The sequence below is a fragment of the Secundilactobacillus silagei JCM 19001 genome, from assembly GCF_002217945.1.
Classification (GTDB): Bacteria; Bacillota; Bacilli; order Lactobacillales; family Lactobacillaceae; genus Secundilactobacillus; species Secundilactobacillus silagei.
The window spans coordinates 21,624-41,232 of the sequence record NZ_BCMG01000008.1; the positions used below are offsets into that span (position 1 = coordinate 21,624).

Below are 19,609 nucleotides of genomic sequence, written 5' to 3' on the forward strand. Positions count from 1 at the left end.
GCAATTGAACTGACAGCTCAATTTAATGATGTCGTTTAATTAAAACCTAACTACCAGCAATTTTATACCTCTACACAACTCAGATACAAACGAAACTAGGCAATCAATTACCGCTCGAATTCGAGCAACAATTAGCTGCCTAGAAGAACCAAACTATTCAGTTTTAACCTTTTGAATACATATACCTATTTTTAAACGGCTGCTATCACCTTTGCTAAAAAGGCTGCACTATCCTTTTTAGCATGATGAACGGTTCCGTAGTGATACCAACTAACTGAATCCACGGCGATTCCGATATCAGGTAAGATATGATTAATGAACGTATGATTAATGCTTAAACTATCTGTTAATTCAAAGTATTTCATTTCTTGACCACCAGTAGTAATCAACGTTGTTTTACGGATATTTGTTAAGAGTCCGGTCAGCATACCATCCGCATTCTCAGCGTATGCTGTATACAACGTCATGACTTTATCAATAAATCCCTTTAACATTGCCGGCAAATCGTACCACCAGATTGGGAAGACAAAAATCAGCTCATCGGTCTGTTTCAGCATTTCTTGATACTTCAGCACCAATTGATCATCAGTTTGACCCGCACTATATAATCGTAACTGTTCGGTTGTCATAACAGGATCAAAGTGATCGGCGTACAAATCAATCACTTGGTATTGATCACCATTTGCTTTAAACTTATTGATAAGCCCCTCAAATATCGCATGATTCAAGCTACCGGTATACGGATGGGAATAGATAATTGTTTTCATAATGGCCTCCAATTAATTAAGTATTCCAAGTATATGGCGGCAATAAAAGACTCACAAGAACGCAAAACTTAGACAGTAACATCCCTAAAGGAGAGTAAAATAGTCATGACGGCATTCGCGAAGGAAGAAATTATTCAACCAGATTTAAGCAAAACTGGTTTTGGCTACACGCTGCAAAAAATTGGCGGTAAATATAAAATTAGTATCCTCTATTTACTCGCCTTAACCAAAACTCCATTACGTTATAATCAAATTCGACGAGAGTTAAACAACGTCACTTACAAATCACTCACTAATGCGCTTCAAGATATGACTAGTGATGGGTTAATCACCCGTAAACAATTCCCCGAAATTCCACCAAGAGTTGAGTATCAGTTAACCGATTTAGGTCGTTCTCTTGTCCCAGTTTTGGATGCAATGTGCCTCTGGGGTGAACAGCAGCTTGATAACGGTTCGAAAAAATGTGAATCGTTAAATATCCATGAACAGCATGTCTGAAAATCATATTTAATCTACTAAACACCAAAAGCGGCCTCTATCAAAGGATAGAGACCGCTTTCAATTAAACCATATTTAGTGAATCATCAATTCAAATTTTATGAACGATCTGGAACGGCGTTTGTATCAGTATTTACTTCTGTACTCGCTTCAGAGTCACCGTTAGCATCCAATTTAGTTTCAAGTTGTTGAACGATCTTAGCATGCTTTTCTTCAGATAACTTAACTTTACTAAAGAAGAGAATGGCTGAAATAACCAACAAGACCATTGGAATGTAGAACATGAACGTGTTGAAATGCATCACACCAGAAGCAGAAATGTCACTTGGCTTTGCGTTACCAGTCATCCCTGCAGCAACGGCAACAATACCAACAACACCGTTTGAAATGGCACCTGACAATTTATCAATCAAAGGCCGAATGGATAGCGTAACGGATTCGTTCCGGTGACCACTCTTTAATTGACCATATTCAACACTGTCAGTAATTGCCATTAATGTGGCCAAGAAGATCAATGGGTAAGGGAAGAATAACAGCCCGATGGCAACCAGCGCCATTGGTAAGTTTGTTCCGGCAAACAGGAAGAGAATGTAACCAAGCAGCATGACACCAATACCACCACAGAAGATTGCCTTACGGTGAATGAGTGCTTCAAGCTTTGGAAATGAAGCAACTGAAATAACACCGAGGATACAAGTGATCACACCAACCCAGGTATAAGCGCCCGCATTACCCAAACGGTAACGGAAGTAATACATCAACAGTGAGTTGTTAACAACGTAGCTAAAGGCAAATAGGAAGTAAGCTAATGCGATCCATAACAACTGGTCATTACGAGCAATGACTTTGAAGACTTCAATCACACCAGTATGTTTCGTGTTATTCCGAATCTTGTTTTGCTGTTCATGGGTGTTCATACAAGTGATTGCTGCACCACCGACACATAAAACAGCAACAACAATGGCGTAGCCTAACCAACCAGCTTGGGTCTGTTGGCCATTCTTGGCACCAAATAATTTAGAGAATAACAGAATGGCTGGCGTAATGATGATAATAACACCTTGCGCACCAAGTGTTGAACCAAAACGTGCAAAGGTACCGAATTTAGTCCGTTCGTCCTCTTTCATACTCAGGGCTGGTAACATTGACCAAAATGAAATATCGGCAAATGAGTAACTACCATCCAAAACTAAGAACGTAATCCCGAAAAGAACCAAATATAACATTGGGTTACTCGTTGTCAAACCGAAGTAATCGGAGAAAATTAACATTAACCCGATACCGGCCAAACATGAACCGCCGATCAACCAAGGCTTGAACTTGCCCCAGCGGGTGTTGGTGTTATCAACAACCCCACCGATAATTGGATCAAAGGCAATTTCACCAACCCGAATCACAACGATCAAAGTTGTTACGAATCCAACCATTTTGGCATCGCCAGCATTGGTGAACAGTTGACTAGTAACAAACATCATGAAATATATACTTAGTGTATTGTAAAACGCATCATGGCCAAAAGCACCAAGGGCGTAGGAAATATACTTTTTCAATGTGAACCCTCCTAAGTGTACTGATAATAGCAAATTAAATGTCGCAACCTATTAAACAAGTCATTTTGTAAAACTAGATTACTTATTGCTTTACATTATAGTTGTAACCGGTTTCAAATCGCAAGTTAAATTTATTTTTCACTTAGTCAAATGCTTTTATTTTTAGTCATGAAAACGCTTTATACCGGGGCCTATACCGATAATAATTTTTTTACTAAATTTTTAAAATTACGTCTTATTGTGATTGTTTGAGCTTTTGATTTCATTAAAAAAAGCGCAACTTCTCTCATTAGAAGCTACACCTAATGTACCTAGATATTATCTAAAACGCCTTTAATAATTGGTAAAGTAGCGCCAAATGAAACCGCCCGTGATTGAACCGTTCCCCGTTCAACATAGGGCTGATCTTCTGGAAAGGCGGTGATCTCCTTAATGCGGTCATTGATAAATTCAATGGCACTATCATCGAGATACCTGACTAATTCACCAGCAATGACCAGCCGATTATCAACGAACATGTGCAGGTTATTGATGACTTCCGCCAAGTTGGTGAGGTAATTACGCCAACGCTGAACCGTTTCTTTATCATCTTTGGCCAGTCGGTCCATGAAACTTTGAATGGTTTCGTTTGCCTTCAATAAAGCACTCAGAGAACTGTAGGTTTCCAAGCAGCCACGTCTGCCGCAATAGCACTTATGGCCATTTTGCGTATTGAGCGTAATATGCTCCATCGTCCCGCTGCGGCCCTTTTCACCCGTATAGATCCGATCATTGATCACGATTGCGGTGCCTAAATGCTCACCAATCGATAAGTAAGTGGCGTCCTCATGGTTGTGCGATAAGGTCTGTTCTGCCAGTGCAACACAGTCTGCATCATGGAATAGTCTAACGGGTAAGCCAAACGCCCGTTCAAATTGGCCATTGGTTAAGCCCGTACAGTTCAAAATCTTACCATAGAGCACCGTCTTCCCGTCAGACGAAATCAACCCCTGGATGCCAATGCCGACACCCTGGATTTTTTCTAGCGGAATTTCTTGCGCCTGAATAAAATCTCGAATCCAATCACCCAACTGCTGAAAATAACCCAGTTCAATTGTGAATGGCAAGTTAATAGTAGCTGATGCGAGATCTTCATACATCACATTAACGAGTGTCGCTGTCACATGATTCGCAAATAGTTCCAGGCCAATTGCGTAAGCCCTTTCATTATTTGGCGAATAAACTACGGCACGTCGACCAACAGTTGAAGAAAACTTGCCGTCAGTCACGATCTGTTCATCTTGCATCAACTGATGTAGCGTTTGCGTCACCGTTGGTAAACTTAGATCCATCTGTTTAGCAATTTCTTGTTTAGAAATTTTTCCAGACTCATAAATGAGTTTATACATTGCCCGATAATGTCCGGACGGTCTGGTATTATCACGTTTCATTCGTTCATCCCCCCGTTATGTCATAGTTAAAACCTACCATTACAATGACTAAAATGCAATTCTAGAAAACGTTTTCAAAAAAAGTATTGACTTTTATTTTGATAGGGGTTACATTTACTTATGAATTAAATAAAGCGCTTTTACAAAATGAATTTATTTAATAGATTTCGTTTTTAAATCCGCGAAATTTTAATCAAACTATATATTCCTGAGGAGGAACAGATATGGGTATTTTAGATCGTATGGCCCTTACCGGTAAGAAAGCTTACGTTACCGGTGGTGCACAAGGATTAGGAAAAGCAATGGCAACTGCCTTAGCTGAAGCCGGTGCCGATGTCGCAATCGTTGATATCAACGAAGACGAAGCCAAAGCAACTGCTGCAGAAATCGCTAAGAACACTGGTCGTAAGGCTATCGCCGTTAAGACTGATGTTACTGACCCTGACCAAGTTAAAAAGATGGTTGAAACAGTTGTTTCTGAATTAGGTGGCCTTGATGCTGCATTTAACAACGCCGGTATGTGCTTAAACATTCCAGCCGAAGAAATGTCATATGAAGACTGGTTGAAGGTTGTTAACTTGAACTTGAACTCAGTATTCTTATGCTCACAAGCTGCTGGCCGTTACATGATCAAGCAAGGCAAGGGTTCAATCGTGAACACCGCTTCAATGTCTGCTCACATCGTTAACCGTCCACAACCACAATGTTCATACAACGCTACTAAGAACGGTGTTATTCAATTATCGAAGTCACTCGCTATTGAATGGGCTAAAAAAGGCGTTCGTGTTAACACCATCAGCCCAGGTTACATGGGCACTGACTTGACTTTGAGCTCAGAATCATTGAAGCCATTGATCAAGACTTGGAACGACTGGGCACCACTTGGCCGCTTAGGTCGTCCTGATGAATTACAAGGTATGGCTGTTTACTTAGCCGGTGATACCAGCAGCTTCTCAACTGGTGACGATTACCTGGTTGACGGTGCCTTCACAGCTTGGTAATAAGAACAATGTATTTAACAAGGCGCTTACGGACCAAATTATAAGGTGCTCGCGTCGGCAGCATCCCAGCGATGGGGTGTTTCTGCCGGAAGTACCTTATATGCGAGCCTTAGCCTTGCGGAACATGGGCTGATAAATGACGGTGAGAGTGATAACTCAGCGGTGCCCCTCACCTATAACGCATTTGAGCCAGCATGTTCCCTACTCTATCAAAATATGATCGATCGAAAGGAAGAATTTCCGATGAAATACTTAATTGGTACAGATATTGGGACCTCAGGAACTAAGAGTATCTTAATGGATACTAATGGTAAGCTAATTGCCCAAGATCTTGAAGAATATGATGTTTTAACTCCAAAGCCTCTCTGGGCTGAACAATGGCCAGACGTTTGGGTAAAGGGTGTTAAGGATTCAATCCGCGCCGTCGTTAAAAAGTCTGGCGTTGCCCCAGAAGACATTAAGGGCATGGGTATTAGTGGCCTTTACGGTGGCTCAGGTGTTCCAGTCGACAAAGACATGAAGCCTGTACGTCCAGACTTGATCTGGATGGACCGTCGTGCACAAGAAGAAACTGAATGGGTCAAAGCCAACATCTCTACTGAAAAGTTGACCGAGATCACTGGTGACGACGTGGTTGACCCATACTACGGCTACACTAAGATCTTATGGATCAAGAACCACGAACCAGAAAACTGGCGTAAGATCCACATGTTCTTGCCACCGAGCAACTACGCTATCTACCAATTAACTGGTGCCGTTTGCATCGATCATACTGCTGCTGGTAACTTGGGTGGTTTATATGACATCAACACGCATACTTGGTCAAAGGAATTGCTGAACGCAATGGATATTCCTGAGAGCATGATGCCAGAACCAATCGTTGACTCAACGACTATCGTTGGTCATATTACTGACGAAGCTGCTGCAGACTTAGGCGTTAAGGCCGGTACTCCAGTCGTTTCTGGTGGTGTTGATGTTGGTGCTGCTAACGTTGGGATGGGTGTCTTTGAACCAGGCCGTTACGTTGCTGCCATTGGTTCATCAATGAACGCTGCGCTTGTAAGCAAGACCCCTATTAAGGGTAAAGGTTTGATCGTATGGCCATATCCTTACAAGTCTAAAGACTTAGTTTACAACTTCTCTGGTTCAGCTACTGCTGGTGCCATTACGAAGTGGTTCCGCGATACGATGGGTGAAAAAGAAGTTGCTGCCCAAAAAGCTGGCGGCGATAACGCTTATGTCGCATTAGGCAAAGAAGCACATGATATCCCTGTTGGTAGTGAAGGCTTAGTTGTCTTACCATACTTCATGGGTGAACGGGCACCAGTTTGGAACTCAGATGCTAAAGGGACTATCTTCGGTCTGTCATTAGTACACACCAAGGGTCACTTGTTCCACGCCTTCCAAGAAGCTGTCTGCTACGCTCTGCGTCACAGTATGGAAGCTACTGGCCGCGACCTTGGCGACTATGTTGTCATTGCCGGTGGTGTTACTAACTCACCTGACTGGGTACAAATGTTTGCCGATGTTACCGGCTACGCTGTTCGGACACCAATCGACAACGCTGAAGCTAACTTAGGTGACGTTATGCTGGCAGGTCTTGGCACTGGTATCTTGAACGTTGAAGATGTTCAAAAGTGGCAAGTTCTTGGCGACAAGATCGAACCAGATCCAAAGAAACACGAAGCTTACAACAAGTTCTACAAGCTTTACCGTCAACTCTACGGCGATCTTGAAGGTGACATGCACACACTCACCCAGATCACTAAAGAATCAGAAAAGCTACTTGCTAAAGACACACAAAACGTTTAATCGAATTTCATAACCATAACTAACTTAACTATCAAAAAGGGGTCGGAAAACTGCGAGTTTCCGGCCCCTTTTTGTGTTCCTTTCTTATAGGTAAGGTTTAACAGTTGTCATACAATAGTCCCATAATCGCTGTTCATTAGCTCGTGAGCAGTACCGTGTATCCGGCTTTAGCGCCTTGGAGTTCCCCCAGTATTGGCCAGTAATTCCCCTTACTGCTGAACTAACTGCTAAGTAAACGTTGGTCGAGGCCCCTTTCTCTGGTGAAGCCATCAGCTTAAATGGTTCAAATTTAGACAGCTGAATAGCAATCTTATAGATTAAATTAACCAACAGGCCCTTATCGCTATCCTGGCCAAAATTAGTCGCTACAGCCCCCGGATGAGAAGCGTTTACCGTCACGTTCTTAATCCCTTTTTGCTGCAATTCAGCTGCTTGATGCTGCGTATTCCAGATCACAAATAGCTTGGCTAACGAGTAGCGGCGTTGTGCTGAATAAGTCTTCTTTAAGTTTAAATCAGTCATATCTGGTCGGCCGCTTGCTCGGTGAGATGCAGAAGACGTATTAATGATCCGACCATCAGAGCTCTTCGTTAAACTTGATAGCAGTAATTGATTAAGTAAAAAGGGCGCTATGACATTCAACGCCATAGTCTTCTCTATCCCATCCGCAGATTCCGCACGCTCATTGTTAAAGACGGCACCGGCGTTATTGATCAATACATCTAAGTGCGCATACCGTTGATTAAATTCATTGACCATTCGCTTGATTGCAGCCATGGAAAATAAATCCGCAATCAAGTAATCAACTTGGGTATTATTCGTTTTAGTGACGATCTCTTGTACGATCCGTTTAGCCTTTTCTTCATTGCGACCATGGATGATCACATGATGTCCTGCTTGAGCTAATGCCATCGCTGTTGCCTTACCAATACCATCAGTAGCACCGGTAATTAAAATTATTTTGGACATTTTAAGTTCTCCTTTTAAGAGACTAACTAGTTAGTTTTGATGATAAAAAATTAAAAGAACCTACGCATGTATAGCCCTAATAATAACTTCAATGAGTGTCTCGATCTCTTTATCCTGTACTTCTGGCTTCCGTAATAATAATTGGGTTGGCGTGGCCAATAAAAGCTCAAACGCACTCTCCGATAAGGCAGCATAGTTCGCAGAATTCAGGATTGTTTGAAATAACTGTCCCAAAACGGTGTCCAATTCCGTCCCATATTCTCGTGCATGGTCATCTAGTAATTCCGGATTATTCCAGAGCGTCTGAACGAACCGAGCTTCTCGCGGATACTTACGGTACTGCTGGACTGAGAATTTGATCACGGCACGAATCTGTTGGTCGAGGTCATCAATCACCATTTCCAGCGCCGATACTAATCCATCATGCAGCTCATCCTTTACAATCTCATAGATTCGGCTCAACATATCCGTTTTATCCTGATAGTAGATGTACAGCGTTGCCGGACTAACACCTGCTACGCGAGCCACCTTAGCAGTAGTTAAGTTAGTTAGACCGTCTTGCTCGACCAAATCAATGACAGCTTGCGTAATATTTAGTTTTTTTTGCTCATCAATTTTTCTCATGAATTAATAATAACTGATTAGTCACTTATGGTCAAGAATTGAATCGATTCTACTCATTCCTGTTTGAATCTTCACCCGGATCTGGTACCGCTTGAGTAACCACATCAACAATCTGAAACTGCTTCTCTAAGCGCTTTTCTATCCGTTCAGTCAGCTCATATAAGCGCATCACATCCATATCAGGATCAACCATGATCAGCATTTCAACTACTAATACATCACCAATGTAGCGACTACGAAACTCCCTCACTTGGTGGACTTCACTGAAATTCAAGACTGCTTTTTTAATGCGATTCTCCAGATCAGGATCAACATAGTCAGCTAAGTTTAGCGTACTTTCTTGAAAAATCACTAGACCTGACCAGAGGACGAACAGGCCAATAATAATACTAACCGTACTATCTAACCAGGGAATATCAAACAGGAAAGCGGCCAACACGGTCACCAAAGTGCCAAAACTAGTGGCCACATCCCCCATGCTGTCTTTGGAAGCGGCCATTAAAACGGAACTCTTCAAGCGTTTACCGTTGTGCCAGTTCCACCACCAAACAACCGCCATCAGTACAGTTGCAGTACCCGCACCATAGGCCGAATAAATATTGGGATGGTGACTGATCCCCGCGGTGAGCAAGGCATGTAAGCTTTGATAAATGATTTGACCAGAGATAAAAATAATAATGAAACTCGTAATCAACGTAAAAATGGTTTCCATTCGAAACCGGGAGAGCTGCATTCGCTCATCGTTACGCCCGTTCAGCAACGGAATCCGTTTACCCACCAAAAAGTGATCATCGGAATCGGTAGCGGTGTGCAGGCCAACGATGAGGAAAAATGTTGACATGACTCCAGACAGGTTATTCATGGCATCGGCTCGCAAAGCTTGAGAATGGCCAATCGATGCCAGCCAATATTCAATAGCTGTGATTGCCAGGTAGATACCAATATTGACCCAAAGTGATTTTAAAGCGCGCTGCAATCTCTTGATCTCGGCTGCTTCGATTTCTGACAAATGGGTATGTTCACGTTTCAAATACTGCGCTAAATTATTCACATCATTCACCTCCCCTGACGATTCACTCAGATTATAGCCCCAAATGGGAATATTACTTCGGCTAAATACTTAGTGAATTGGCTGGAATAAGCACCGTCGCTGTTTCACATGAAACATCTGAACCGTTGAAACAACAATTAACGCATGAAAAATTCCAGTGATTAAATACATTTAAGTATTCAATCACTGGAATTTTGATGACAACATTATGGTAATATCCTGTCAAAACACGTTGTGACCTAGTGCGTCACCGGTTTATTGGTTGCCCAAATAATAATGACCAGCTCTGCAAGAGATAAAATAACGAAGAGAATTAGGACATGGAAAGAACCAGTAGCGGTACCCACAGATAAACTGGCAGTTTCAGCTTGGCCGGCCGCAATAATGGCGGCTGCGAGGCTAGTCCCCACCGCACCACAAAATTGCTGAACGGTACTGAAAAGCGCGTTACCGTCAGTTTGATCCGTTCGGTTTAACTGCTGCAAGCCATTGGTCATCAGATTACCAAAACTCGAACCAATACCCACCATAAAGATGATATAAAGGAAGATGATCAACATATCATTAAGGTGATGACTCATTAGCATGAACGCCGCGATGCCCAGTAGTGCAATTAGCCCGCCGGAACGTAATGGTAAGCGTCCTCCAACATAATCATACAAGCGACCGCTAAGTGGGGCCGCAATGGCACCAAGCGCAGCGCCAGGCAAGACGATCAGCCCAGCTTGTAACGCAGAAGAACGGTTGACGATTTGAATGTAGTTCGGCAATAAGAAGGAGACCCCGAGGGCAATGATTTCCAGCAAGGCAAAGGCAATCAAGTGACCAGAAAAGAACTGATTGCCAAGCAACGATAAGTTAATGATTGGGTGGGCAATTCGCGTAGACCGAAAAATAAATAGCCCTAACGCAATCACACCCAATAGCAGTGCCCCAGCGACAGATACACTAACCAAGCGGGTACTACCAATATTACTAATGCCGAAAATCAACCCACAAAACGTCAGAACAATCAGAATAACACTGATTGTATCGATGTTTGCATGGACGATTGGCGATTTCTGCTCAATACAGAATAACCCTAGGATCAGAGCAAAAATGAGTAACGGCAGCAGCAAAATAAAGATGTATCGCCAGTTCAGCATCGCAATCAAGGTACCACCAAAGGTCGGCCCGATTGCTGGCGCAACTCCGGTAATGAGTGTCCCCACCCCCATCATCGCCCCAATTTTAGGCTGAGGAACTTGCTCAAGAATGATATTAAACATCAGTGGCAAAGAAATACCAGTACCCAGTCCTTGAATCCCTCGACCGAGCAATAGAATTGTAAAGTTTGGCGCAATTGCATCGAGCACGACCCCAATGATGAATAAAGTAATTGCAGAAAGAAATAACTGCTTTGTTTTGAAACGGTGCTTTAGTGTCGCCGATAAGGGCACCATTGATGCAACAACCAGCATATATAACGTGGTCATCCATTGAACAGTATCGGTCGCCACGTGAAATTCTTGCATCAGCGTCGGAAACGTAATATTCATTGCCGTTTCGACAACCACGCCGCAAAAGGACATGAGCCCGGTTGCAACGACCGCACCAATTACCCGGGATGGAATTTTATCGTTCATTTTTTGACCTCTATTCGTTTTAAAAATAACGTATCGAAGGCTATCTTTGCGTCAATTCAGTTAGAAATGACTGATCAGATGCCCAGTTTATCTTGTAATACCATTAGTAAAATCTTTTGAGATTGTTTGATTATTCCTTATATTTCCTCTCTATTTCAAAAGACCAACGCTAAAAATATTAAGTCAAAATTGGTGAAAAATCAAATTAATATCCTTACTTAATTCAGTAAATCTCGGTATATATGTAATTTTTTCGAGTACCTCAATCCATCATTTTTAAGCATTAAACTCTTTATTAGTGGCTTTCTAGTATTCTTAGAGATACTTTTAATTAATAGTTTACATTATTTTTTTAAATGGGAGAATTATCTAATGACTGTTAAGCAATAGCATCACTAAAAAAAGTTCCAACTTGTGAACCATAACCGGGTTCATAAATTGGAACTTTCATTATTTTAAGGTAATACAACCACTTTTCCAAAGCTATGCTGACTATCTAAGTAAGCCTGTGCCCCACCTGTATGTGCCAGATCAAAGGTTTTAACTGGTGAAACGTCGACTTTGTTCTGATCAATAAGCGCCAGCAGATCATTAAACTTTGCCTCAGTGACGCTGTCGGAACTAAAGTCGGTCAGATACGCTCCGGATGGCAATGTACCAATCAGTCCGAAATCTTTAACGCTCCAACTACCGCCCACGGAACCAGTCAAACAAAGGATACTGCCTTCATGCAGGTACTGCAGGGAATCAACCAAAGTTAATTCACCAACTAATTCTAAGACCTTATCGAACTTTTGATCCGTCTGCAGATCATTATGACGATCCTCAATCACCTCATCAAAGCCCACATTAGTCAGCTCATCGCGCTTAGCCAAGTTGCGGGTCGTCCCGTAAATTTTTATTCCGGGCGCCATGGCCTTAGCCAGTTTAGCGGCTGCTACACCGACACCGCTGGTTGCACCGCGAATCAGTAATGAGTCAGAACCAGTAATTTTCAAGTTGACTAACGAACCATAAGCAGTGAAATAAGTTTCTGGAATCGCTGCTAAATCGGCCCAACTTAACGTCGTTGTTACCGGATAGATACTGTCATTAGGGATCAGCGCATATTCGGCATAACTACCATCAAACTTACGACCCATGCCATGCATCAATGTCACCACTTTTTGGCCCTTCGGCAAGCGCTTAAGAGCCGTCGTTGCCGCAATTTCACCAACCCCTTCAATGCCTAAAATTCGGGGTAGTTTTACCGTTGGCGACCACCCGTTCCGCGTAAAGATCTCGGACCGGTTAATGCCAAAGCCCTTGATTTTAATTAAAGACCAGCCTGGTTTAACTTTTGGCGTGGGTACCTCTGTCACCTTGAGTACGCTGGCATCGCCCGGCTGATTTAAGACAACAGCTTGCATAACGAATACTTCCCTTCTGTTTGCATGACCGATTACTTACAGCAACCCATTTACCAAGGCAACGTGCCAGCATTTTCCGTGAAGGTGCCGGTTGTTTTATCATCCAGTGGTAAACTGGCCATTTTAATAACCTGCGCTGCTCCAGTCGCCACGTCCTGCATACCTTCAAGCTTAGGGGCATCTTCCGGGCGGCCACCAAAACCAGTGGCCGTCCAGCCAGGATTGACCGAGTTAACGGTAATGCCATCCGCTGCCAGTTCTTTACTAAAGATGATCGTCGCAAAGTTAACGGCAGCTTTAGAGGATTGATAGCCCAGTGAATTAACTTTATAGAACCGGGAGTTAGGATCACTAGCCAGTCCCATCGAACCCATATTACTTGAAAGGTTGATGATCTTAGCCGGTTTTCCTGCTTTTAACAGTGGGATCATCGCCTGGGTAACGTCGATCAGGCCAAAGTAATTCACGTCGAAATCCTGCCGAATCGTATCGGTGCTAAGCTGTGAAGCTGGTTCGTGGTGATCCATGGCAATTCCAGCGTTATTGATCAGGATACTGAGGTAACCGTAGTCGGCCTGAATCTGCTTGGCAGCCGCTTTGATCTGTTCTTTCTTAGTGACATCTAACTGCACAAAATCGGCTTTGATACCCGCTGCTTTAAGCTGTTTAACGGCTTTTTCACCACGTTCTTGATTACGCGCGCCAATCAGCACGTGCTGGCCCTTTTTACCAAGTGCTTGCGCGGTTTCAAAACCAATCCCCTTATCGGCACCGGTAATTAGTGTAATAACTGCTTTTTTATCCGTCATAATACACACTCCTTATCTTAATTAAGAATGACAATGATCGCTATTTTTTAATCTAATCTATAGTAGTCCATAATTGACAACCATCCACTTTATACTTACAATTGATAGTTGTCAATTGTTTACAATCATTATTGCTGTCTGCGTCTAAAAAATTTTTAAATTTCAATTTAGGAAGTGATCAAATGGCAGCTAATGCCGACAATGCTTTGGAACTGGAACGGCTTTTTACCGATTTAACGCAAGCCATCACTCAAAATCGAACGCTTGATGAATTCGGACTCACCCGGCTCCAAGCAATGACGTTAAAAAACGTCTACTCACGAATTGGCATCAGCATGAGTCAGCTCGCTGAAGTTACTGGTATTTCACGAGCACAATTAACCCGGTTGATTGCGGTACTAGAAAAACGCAATTTAGTTGAGCGCCGGCACAATGCAGATAATCGTCGCGTCGTTAACGTCTACGGTACTGAACATGGTAAAAAAGTAATCCATGAACACCGGCAGTTGATTGCTGGACGAATTCAAGCCCACATGGAAACACTGTCAGTGACTGAGCAAACCGCTTTAACACATCATCTACAAGAAATGATTCGGTTGATGATCAAAGCTGGCATCATCACACCAGATGACCAGTCACCACTTAATCAGGTACGTGAAGATAATAAATAACCAATTAAAAACGTTAGTAGGCAATTATCAGGTCTACTAACGTTTTTTGCTGACCTCCGTCAGCCGCTCACAAATTATGCGGTATCAATATCCGATATAACTCCAGTGCTTGGGAAGTTGGAATGGGTTCTGGTGCTTCCACAATCTCTTGGGCAAACTTCAAAATCATTGTCCCTAAAAAGTCACTGATAAACTGCCTTCTAGCCTGTGGATAGTCCCGTAAAATCAAAATTTGCTGAGCAGTACCGCTCAGAATTGATTGCACTTCCGCCTGGTTACCGCTCCAACGAACCAGTCTGATCAAATCCAGGTTGGCTTCGATTTCTGAGACCACAATGGCGCTGCTATGCGTAAAGTCCGCCTGTTCCAAGGCATCAATTTGCTGTTCAAAATCGTTGATCACGATTAGAAAATGCACTGAAATCACATCCGCTAAATTCTGATAATGGCGGTAGAAGGTGGCCCTAGAAACGCCGGCATCTTGGCAAAACTGTTGAATTTCGATTGCTTTAAAATCGGTTCCCTCACGATATTTTTGCACTAGTGTATCAAATAACTTTGCGTGGGACCGCTGTTTACGCTGATCAATTTTGATCGGTTGATTTAAAAATGCTCTAGCCATTTTATCACTGCGACACGAGACGCATGTTTGTCTCGTATGTTCCTTTCTTACGATCTTATTGCCCTCTATAATACTCAATGTAAAGTCAAGATACAAACTGATAGAGGAAGTTAAACCCATGAAAATTATTACAGTAGAAGAACATTTTGAATCCGCTAAAGTTACTCAAGCCATCAACCAAAGCGTTGGTAAAAAAGCCATGCCAAACGTCAGCAAAGAAATGCTGCATTACATGCAAACCACGCTACCAACACCCGAAATTATGCAAGATGTCACTAACCAACGTATTGCCTTTATGGATAAATACGAAATCGATCAGCAGATCCTGTCGTACGGGAACTCATCACCCCAAAACCTTGATCCCAAAGTTGCCGTTAAACTGTGCCAAGAAGCTAACGATGAATTGGCCAAGGCAGTTCAGGATAACCCCACTCGTTTCGGTGGTTTAGCCGTATTGCCTGTCAGTGATCCAACCGCTGCTGCAACCGAATTAAAACGGGCTGTTAACGAACTGCACCTAAATGGTGTTCTGCTCAAAGGTAATTATCAGGGTAAATTCTTTGATGACCCCTTCTTCTTCCCGATTTTTGAAGCGGCCAGTCAACTAGACGTTCCGGTATACTTCCACCCGTCATTTATCCCAACCAGCGTCACTCAGCATTACTTCGCCAACGACAACTGGTCTGACGTAGTAACGGGGATTCTCTCATCTGCTGGTTATGGCTGGCACATGGACGTTGGGATTCAAGTGATGCGTATGATTGTCTCTGGCATCTTCGATAAGCTGCCTAACTTAAAATTAGTTTCCGGTCACTGGGGCGAATTAGTCCCGATGTTCCTGGAACGGTTGGATGATGAAGTTAACGCTTATGCCGGTTTGAAGAAATCATTTTCTGATTACTACCGCAATAACGTCTACGTCACTCCCAGCGGCATCTTAAGCAAACCGCAACTGAACTTCTTATTAGCTGAAATGGGTCCTGAACACCTGATCTATTCCATTGATTATCCCTACAAGCAACCAGAGAATGCACGCACGTTCTTAGATAACACTGATCTAACACCCGACCAGCTTGAAGCCTTTACCCACGGCAATGCTGAAAGAATTTTTCATTTGAACTAGAAAGGAATTTAACAAAATGTCATTAAATCCACAACAAATTACCAACACGAAAAATGAATTGCAAGCCAACTTTGAACTCAGTGGTTTAACCCGCAAACAAGTTGCCAGTGACCTACAGATCAGCCTAACTAAGCTGGATCATCTAATGACCCTCACTCAGGAATCGTTAAATGACCCTTGGATCCTCCGCAATTACCTGATTGAAAAGGTTGAAGATAAAGGTGAAAAGCCGGTGCCATTTACGGCTCTAACTGGTGATTGGCACCGCCACTGGTTCTTAAATAGCCATCTGATTGATGCCCGTCAGATGTCAGCCGGTGACAATTAAATTTTAATTATCGTTAGATAGGTTTATCCGATTAGATTGCGGTATAATGATGCCGTTCATAAATCTACTAAGGAAGATGACATTCAATGGTAAACTCAAAACGCATTGTTGCACTTACGCTAGCTGCTGGCATGCTCCTACCAGTCTTTTCCGCACCGCTAACGGCTAACGCCAAAACCACGTATTTGCCTTCAGCAGTTCGCAGTCATCGCTGGTATCAGCTGACTGACGGTTCTCAAGGTGGTTTTCATAATAAGACCACTTTTAAGGGGAATCATATGACAGTTGGTCATAGCCACTGGTCACTGACTGGCTTAAAGAAACACAGCAAATCCACTTATTATGGTAAACTGCATTATTCAAAGAGTTACTCACAGCTCATTAAGGTCAAAATCAATAGCTCAAAGAGTTTCTGGTTCATTCCTAAACACGTCGAGGGAACAAAGGGTAACTACAAGGGTAATGCCGACTATGGTGCGATGATCTTTAAACGTTAATGCTAAATTAACAAGCGACTCAATCCTGATTGGACTGAGTCGCTTTTACGTTTTAGGAAACTGACCGCCATTAATCATGTGATCAAATTTTTGATAGTCCCGGAAAACGTCAAATGGCTGCTGATTATACTTAGCCCAAATTTGAACGGCTGAAATTTTCCCCAAGATTTGATAAGCTGTTACCCCATCATTTGTGCGGATAATCGCCCGACAGAAGGCATCCGTGCTCCCCTGAATAAATTCGGTATCACTGACTTGCTTGATGAATTTTTGCGCCATGGTGGCGGCATACGATTGGGCAATTGTCTGAAAGGGATGCCGCTGCAGCTCAGACGCATTCAGTTGGTAGGTCCTTAACTGATGATCCAAGAATTGAGCTAGTAGATCGTGCTTGTCCGTGAAATGCAGGTAAACCGTATTGCGATGAATATGCGCTTGATCAGCAATCATCTGTACAGTGATTTTACTAAAGGGGATCTGAGTTAAAAGCGTCTCAAAGCCTTGAAAGATCCGCCGTTTGATTGAATCTTGCTGTTGTTTTGCCACGTTAAGTCCCCCTTCCATCATGTGCATCCGTCACGTTTTAACCATTCACATTATAGCCTAGACTTCCTATAATTGAGTCACTATTAACTGCTCTGTTAGAGAGGACTGATCTAAAATGGCACACATTAAAACTAAGGATATTAACCCTGATATTCGTTTAGCTGGTATGATTGCACGACCACTGCTAGCCAGAATGAATGAAAAGTCTTTTCGTCGTGCTCAGCGGCTGATGAATAAGTTCATGAAGGGTCATTTACCCAATAATATGAACGTGGAACAACGCTACATTGACCGTCCCGACGGCAGTAAGCTCCGTCTGCTAGTTGTTTTACCAAAGGCACCCAAGCCATCAGCAACCGGTGTGCTCTGGCTACACGGCGGCGGTTACGCACTTGGCGTACCAGAAATGGATCTGCACTACGCCCGTAAGATTCAGGCTGTCACTAATTCGGTGGTGGTCATGCCAGACTACCGTTTATCGATTGAAGCGCCCTATCCAGCAGCTTTAAGCGATGCTTATTTGGCGTTAAAATGGTTCAAAAATAATGCCCAGCAATTAGGCGTTAACCCGCAGCAGTTATTTGTTGCCGGTGACAGTGCTGGTGGTGGCTTAACCGCGGCACTCACGCTGTATGCTCGAGACCAGCACGAAATCGATGTGGCCTTTCAAATGCCCCTGTATCCAATGATCGATGATCAGCCGACCGAATCTTCAAAGAATAACGACGCACCCGTGTGGAATACCTATAATAATCGGCATGCTTGGCAACTCTACTTAGGCAGTCAATATGGCACCGGTTATATATCGCAATACGCGGCACCGGCACGAGCGGTGGATTACCGACATTTGCCACCGACCTATACCTTCGTCGGCACCATCGAACCCTTCTACGATGAAACGCGGAAGTACATCGCTAACCTCAAAAAAGCCGGTGTACCGGCCAGCATCGACATTTACACTGGTGGTTTCCACGCGCTAGACTTATTTGGCGGTAAATCGGAATTAGGTAAAGAAGCAACCGAAAAATGGCAGCACGCGTTGAAATATGCTAGTGAACATTACTTTAGTGAAGAAAATTAAACCTATAATAGCAAAATAACGGTGAATTCAAAAACTGAATTCACCGTTATTTTTTTATTTTCTAAATTAGCTTAATCCACATTTCACACGAACTTTAGCGGTACTTATCCCACCCCTGCTTCATCAGGCTCAATGCATATTCTAATTTCTCATCATCTTTTAAAACCATTTCATATTCACCGTTACCCCAGTGGCCTATTTGGCTAACATCTCTAGTCAGGCCTTCTGAATCCTCTAACTGCCCCTGTTTTAAGTTAATCCATATTTTCAGTTTATGTTGCAGAGGTAAGATGTCAATAACGTTGTGACGCTTAAGCCGAAAACCCACATAAACTTTAGTCGGTTTGCTTTCAAAATTAGCATCCCATTCTAAAAGGGTGGCCTTGATTCGTTCGTATAGTTCACAAATTTCATCAGAACTCTTATCTAACAGGCTATCTTCAGAAATTGGCTTTAACTCTATCGCCGTATTGATCTTCACAGTTTCTTTTGTCGAATTTACTTTATTAGGTACGATGACATTATTAGCGATTTTTTGAGTGCCATTGGTTTTTTCAATTTTATTCAACACCATCTCATCATTATCAAATAATTTTGCTTCATACAAATCAATGGACTGGTCAGGATTATTAACAGCATCTTTCTGATATTTATCAAAAGCGCCTGCAATAAAAATGATTCTAACTTGTGACCAATCAAACTTATCTTCGCTTTTTTGAACATGATATCGTTCGTCATAGGCCAATACAAAATTAGCTTTATGGTTTAATAGTGTATTCAAGTAAGCAAATCCTTGATCAATGACACTGTACTTAGAATCCCGCTTATATTCAATAATCACAAAAGTTTCTAAATCTTCATCATAACCAATCGTATCCATGCGGTATTTACCAACTGTAAATTCACTGGCGATAAATTGGACACCTAAGGTTAACTCAAGATTTTCTTCAATGATATCTTGCAATTTACGTTCTTTTTTAAAACTAGTTGTCTCAATCTTTTTTAATTGTGTTTTCCCAGTTGATTCATCTGCATTTATTTTGTAAAAATCCACTTAATTCTCTCCCATACCCTTTAGTTACTTTCCATTTTATCATGTGCTACATACTGTTTGATATCATATATAATAAAATACCTCAGTTAGCTAATTAACCGTATTGTACTAATCAAAATCAATTGTTTCACATGAAACATCT

At 42.4% G+C, this 19,609-nt stretch carries 20 protein-coding genes; 8 read left to right on the forward strand and 12 right to left on the reverse strand.

Going from position 1 to position 19,609, the window contains the following annotated elements; genetic code table 11:
* Positions 1-191 precede the first annotated feature (191 nt).
* Complete coding sequence (locus tag CES79_RS07995; protein ID WP_054655543.1) at positions 192-767, reverse strand: NAD(P)H-dependent oxidoreductase; 576 nt, start codon at positions 765-767, stop codon at positions 192-194.
* Between the two features lie 105 nt (positions 768-872).
* On the opposite strand from CES79_RS07995, the gene CES79_RS08000 reads away from it, so the two are divergent.
* Positions 873-1,265, forward strand: coding sequence for a winged helix-turn-helix transcriptional regulator (locus CES79_RS08000; RefSeq protein ID WP_089136856.1), 393 nt, complete (start codon positions 873-875; stop codon positions 1,263-1,265).
* Between the two features lie 98 nt (positions 1,266-1,363).
* Here CES79_RS08000 and CES79_RS08005 read toward each other — a convergent pair whose 3' ends face one another.
* Both CES79_RS08005 and CES79_RS08010 read right to left on the reverse strand, forming a co-directional pair.
* The gene (locus CES79_RS08005) at positions 1,364-2,815 is read right to left on the reverse strand and encodes a glycoside-pentoside-hexuronide (GPH):cation symporter (protein WP_089136857.1); all 1,452 of its coding nucleotides are present in this window, start codon (positions 2,813-2,815) and stop codon (positions 1,364-1,366) included.
* A 311-nt stretch (positions 2,816-3,126) separates the two neighbouring features.
* Positions 3,127-4,245: an ROK family transcriptional regulator gene (locus CES79_RS08010; RefSeq protein WP_089136858.1), complete on the reverse strand. Its 1,119-nt coding sequence runs from the start codon at positions 4,243-4,245 to the stop codon at positions 3,127-3,129.
* Positions 4,246-4,469: 224 nt separating this feature from the next.
* Here CES79_RS08010 and CES79_RS08015 point away from each other — a divergent pair, with 224 nt between their 5' ends.
* Together CES79_RS08015 and CES79_RS08020 are read left to right on the forward strand one after the other, a co-directional pair.
* A complete protein-coding gene (locus tag CES79_RS08015) occupies positions 4,470-5,246 on the forward strand; it encodes an SDR family oxidoreductase (RefSeq protein ID WP_089136859.1) in 777 nt (258 codons plus the stop codon).
* Positions 5,247-5,489: 243 nt separating this feature from the next.
* Positions 5,490-7,058 carry an FGGY-family carbohydrate kinase gene (locus CES79_RS08020; RefSeq protein WP_089136860.1) on the forward strand — a complete coding sequence of 523 codons (1,569 nt, stop codon included), beginning with the start codon at positions 5,490-5,492 and terminating at the stop codon, positions 7,056-7,058.
* 84 nt (positions 7,059-7,142) lie between these two features.
* On the opposite strand, the gene CES79_RS08025 is transcribed toward CES79_RS08020, so the two are convergent.
* The 6 genes from CES79_RS08025 to CES79_RS08050 all read right to left on the reverse strand — a co-directional run bounded on the left by CES79_RS08025 (position 7,143) and on the right by CES79_RS08050 (position 13,545).
* The gene (locus CES79_RS08025) at positions 7,143-8,027 is read right to left on the reverse strand and encodes an SDR family NAD(P)-dependent oxidoreductase (RefSeq protein ID WP_054655549.1); all 885 of its coding nucleotides are present in this window, start codon (positions 8,025-8,027) and stop codon (positions 7,143-7,145) included.
* A 60-nt stretch (positions 8,028-8,087) separates the two neighbouring features.
* Positions 8,088-8,651 (reverse strand): TetR/AcrR family transcriptional regulator, encoded by a 564-nt coding sequence (locus CES79_RS08030; RefSeq protein WP_054655552.1) that lies wholly within the window; start codon positions 8,649-8,651, stop codon positions 8,088-8,090.
* A 49-nt stretch (positions 8,652-8,700) separates the two neighbouring features.
* Positions 8,701-9,702, reverse strand: a complete 1,002-nt coding sequence (locus tag CES79_RS08035; RefSeq protein WP_159459478.1) for a cation diffusion facilitator family transporter — start codon at positions 9,700-9,702, stop codon at positions 8,701-8,703.
* A 239-nt stretch (positions 9,703-9,941) separates the two neighbouring features.
* On the reverse strand, positions 9,942-11,327 hold the full coding sequence (locus CES79_RS08040; protein WP_089136862.1) for a DHA2 family efflux MFS transporter permease subunit: 1,386 nt from the start codon (positions 11,325-11,327) through the stop codon (positions 9,942-9,944).
* Between the two features lie 455 nt (positions 11,328-11,782).
* Complete coding sequence (locus CES79_RS08045; RefSeq protein WP_054655554.1) at positions 11,783-12,736, reverse strand: zinc-binding dehydrogenase; 954 nt, start codon at positions 12,734-12,736, stop codon at positions 11,783-11,785.
* Positions 12,737-12,786: 50 nt separating this feature from the next.
* Positions 12,787-13,545, reverse strand: a complete 759-nt coding sequence (locus CES79_RS08050) for an SDR family oxidoreductase (protein ID WP_089136863.1) — start codon at positions 13,543-13,545, stop codon at positions 12,787-12,789.
* 182 nt (positions 13,546-13,727) lie between these two features.
* Here CES79_RS08050 and CES79_RS08055 point away from each other — a divergent pair, with 182 nt between their 5' ends.
* Positions 13,728-14,216, forward strand: coding sequence for a MarR family winged helix-turn-helix transcriptional regulator (locus tag CES79_RS08055; protein WP_089136864.1), 489 nt, complete (start codon positions 13,728-13,730; stop codon positions 14,214-14,216).
* Positions 14,217-14,283: 67 nt separating this feature from the next.
* Here CES79_RS08055 and CES79_RS08060 read toward each other — a convergent pair whose 3' ends face one another.
* Complete coding sequence (locus CES79_RS08060; protein WP_054655558.1) at positions 14,284-14,838, reverse strand: hypothetical protein; 555 nt, start codon at positions 14,836-14,838, stop codon at positions 14,284-14,286.
* A 118-nt stretch (positions 14,839-14,956) separates the two neighbouring features.
* Here CES79_RS08060 and CES79_RS08065 point away from each other — a divergent pair, with 118 nt between their 5' ends.
* From CES79_RS08065 to CES79_RS08075, 3 genes are all read left to right on the forward strand, one after another.
* Positions 14,957-15,961: an amidohydrolase family protein gene (locus CES79_RS08065; RefSeq protein ID WP_089136865.1), complete on the forward strand. Its 1,005-nt coding sequence runs from the start codon at positions 14,957-14,959 to the stop codon at positions 15,959-15,961.
* 16 nt (positions 15,962-15,977) lie between these two features.
* Complete coding sequence (locus CES79_RS08070) at positions 15,978-16,289, forward strand: DUF2316 family protein (protein ID WP_054655560.1); 312 nt, start codon at positions 15,978-15,980, stop codon at positions 16,287-16,289.
* A gap of 86 nt (positions 16,290-16,375) precedes the next feature.
* Complete coding sequence (locus CES79_RS08075; RefSeq protein WP_054655562.1) at positions 16,376-16,786, forward strand: hypothetical protein; 411 nt, start codon at positions 16,376-16,378, stop codon at positions 16,784-16,786.
* Positions 16,787-16,831: 45 nt separating this feature from the next.
* Here CES79_RS08075 and CES79_RS08080 read toward each other — a convergent pair whose 3' ends face one another.
* A complete protein-coding gene (locus CES79_RS08080; RefSeq protein ID WP_054655564.1) occupies positions 16,832-17,332 on the reverse strand; it encodes a TetR/AcrR family transcriptional regulator in 501 nt (166 codons plus the stop codon).
* A 115-nt stretch (positions 17,333-17,447) separates the two neighbouring features.
* Between CES79_RS08080 and CES79_RS08085 the strand changes: the two genes are divergently transcribed.
* Positions 17,448-18,413, forward strand: a complete 966-nt coding sequence (locus CES79_RS08085; protein WP_204772903.1) for an alpha/beta hydrolase — start codon at positions 17,448-17,450, stop codon at positions 18,411-18,413.
* Positions 18,414-18,507: 94 nt separating this feature from the next.
* On the opposite strand, the gene CES79_RS08090 is transcribed toward CES79_RS08085, so the two are convergent.
* Positions 18,508-19,467 (reverse strand): DUF5655 domain-containing protein, encoded by a 960-nt coding sequence (locus CES79_RS08090; protein ID WP_089136867.1) that lies wholly within the window; start codon positions 19,465-19,467, stop codon positions 18,508-18,510.
* Positions 19,468-19,609 lie beyond the last annotated feature (142 nt).